This is a genomic window from Kitasatospora sp. NPDC093558 (genome assembly GCF_040683475.1).
GTDB lineage: Bacteria > Actinomycetota > Actinomycetes > Streptomycetales > Streptomycetaceae > Kitasatospora.
Genome location: NZ_JBFBDY010001035.1, coordinates 1 through 1671 on the forward strand (window position 1 = coordinate 1; position 1671 = coordinate 1671).

At 75.0% G+C, this 1671-nt stretch carries 2 protein-coding genes; one reads left to right on the plus strand and one right to left on the minus strand.

What is annotated here, in order from left to right; genetic code table 11:
* The first annotated feature begins 157 nt into the window (after positions 1 to 157).
* A complete protein-coding gene (locus AB0O00_RS38200) occupies positions 158 to 496 on the plus strand; it encodes a hypothetical protein (RefSeq protein WP_363659288.1) in 339 nt (112 codons plus the stop codon).
* Positions 497 to 513: 17 nt separating this feature from the next.
* Here the strand turns inward: AB0O00_RS38200 and AB0O00_RS38205 are convergent.
* Positions 514 to 1671, minus strand: a 1158-nt coding sequence (locus tag AB0O00_RS38205; protein ID WP_363659289.1) for an FAD-dependent monooxygenase, incomplete at its 5' end; no start/stop codon positions are given.

Genomic DNA, 1671 nt, shown 5'->3' on the forward strand with positions numbered 1-1671 from the left:
CCCACGTCCGGACCCGCTGCCGCGGCGTCGTCGTCCTCCCCCGCCGCCGCCCCAGGGCACGGGCCGCGGCGATCCTCGAACTGGCCGCCCTCACCGGCGACGCGATGGCCGACCGCCGGACTTGACCGCCCCGGCCGCCGGATGATCGGCTCGGGTCATGACCGGCGAGCCGATACCCGAGGAAGCAGTGCGCCTGCTGAACGCCCTGCTGGGCGACGACTACCCGGCCCTGTCCGCCCAGATCCCCCACCTGCGCGTCGCCGGCCACTGCGCCTGCCCGTGCCCGAGCATCGACTTCGCCCTGGACCGGACGGCGGTGCCCGCCGCGCCCGCCGTGGACAGCCCGTTCGCCGAGGCCACCGTGCTCGACGAGACCGGCGAACCGGTGGGCGGCGCCATGCTGTTCGCGTCCGACGGGTACCTGTCCCTGCTGGAGGTCTACTCCTGGTCCGACGATCCGGTCACCCGGCTCCCCTCCCCGGACCGGCTCGCCTAGGGCGTGTCTGGAGGACCTCAGCCGAACCAGCGGGCGAGGGCCGCGTCGAGCGGGGTGCCGTCGGTGTCGGTCCAGGCGAGGTAGCCGTCGGGGCGGACCAGGAGGGCCCCGGCGCCGTCGACGTCCTCGTCGGTCTTCGCCAGGACGTGCTCGACCCGGTCGGCCCGGTCCCCGACCGACCGCCGCCGGCCGTCGAGGGAGAGCAGCAGGCCGCGGCCGGAGCGCATGAGCGAGCTCGCCCTGGCCGGCCCGTCCTCGGTGGTCAGCTCCAGGTCGATCAGCCGGGGGCCGACGCCCGGATAGCGGAGGTCCAGGCCGGACATCATGCCCGAGACGTACCGGTGGCCGTCGGGCAGCCGCAGCAGGTCGGTCACGATCTCGCGGACCGTGTCGATCTCCTCGTCCCGCCCGGGGTTCATGATCACGCCCTGCGCGCGGGTGTGCCGCAGCACGCGCGCCGCGACCGGGTGCCGCTCCTCGTGGTAGCTGTCGAGCAGCCCGTCCGGCGCCCAGCCGTTGATCGTGCCGGCGAGCTTCCAGCCCAGGTTGACGGCGTCCTGGACGCCCAGGTTGACGCCCTGTCCGCCGATCGGCATGTGGATGTGCGCCGCGTCCCCGGCGAAGAGCACCCGGCCCTCGCGGTAGCGCTCGACCTGGCGCACGGCGTCGCCGAACCGGGTGGCGGCGCGCAGTTCGCCCAGCACCGTCTCCGGGCCGTACACGGCGTGCAGGGCCTCGCGCACCTCGTCGGCGGAGACCGGCGACGCGTGGTCCGGGCCGTCCCCGGAGAGCTTGCCGAACAGCATCCGGAACAGGTCCGGGCCGATGGGGTGCAGGATCGTCAGGTAGCCGTTGGCCGACCTCGTGAACTCGCTGAAGTGCCCGGGCTCGGTGCGGACCTTCTCGGAGCGCGAGACGAGCGTGAGGTCCGCGGCCACGGAGGAGATCCGGCGCTCCCGGCCGGGGAAGGCGACGCCCAGCAGCCGGCGGACCGTACTGTGCCCGCCGTCGCACGCGACGAGGTACCGGCCCCGGATCGCGCCGCTGCCGCCGTCTTCCGCCCGCCACTCGGCGGTGACCCCGTCCTCGCCCTGCGCGACCGCCGTCACCTCGCGGCCCCGGAGCACCGGCACGTCCCGCTCGGCGAGGAGCCCTTCGAGGTGGGCCTCCAGCAC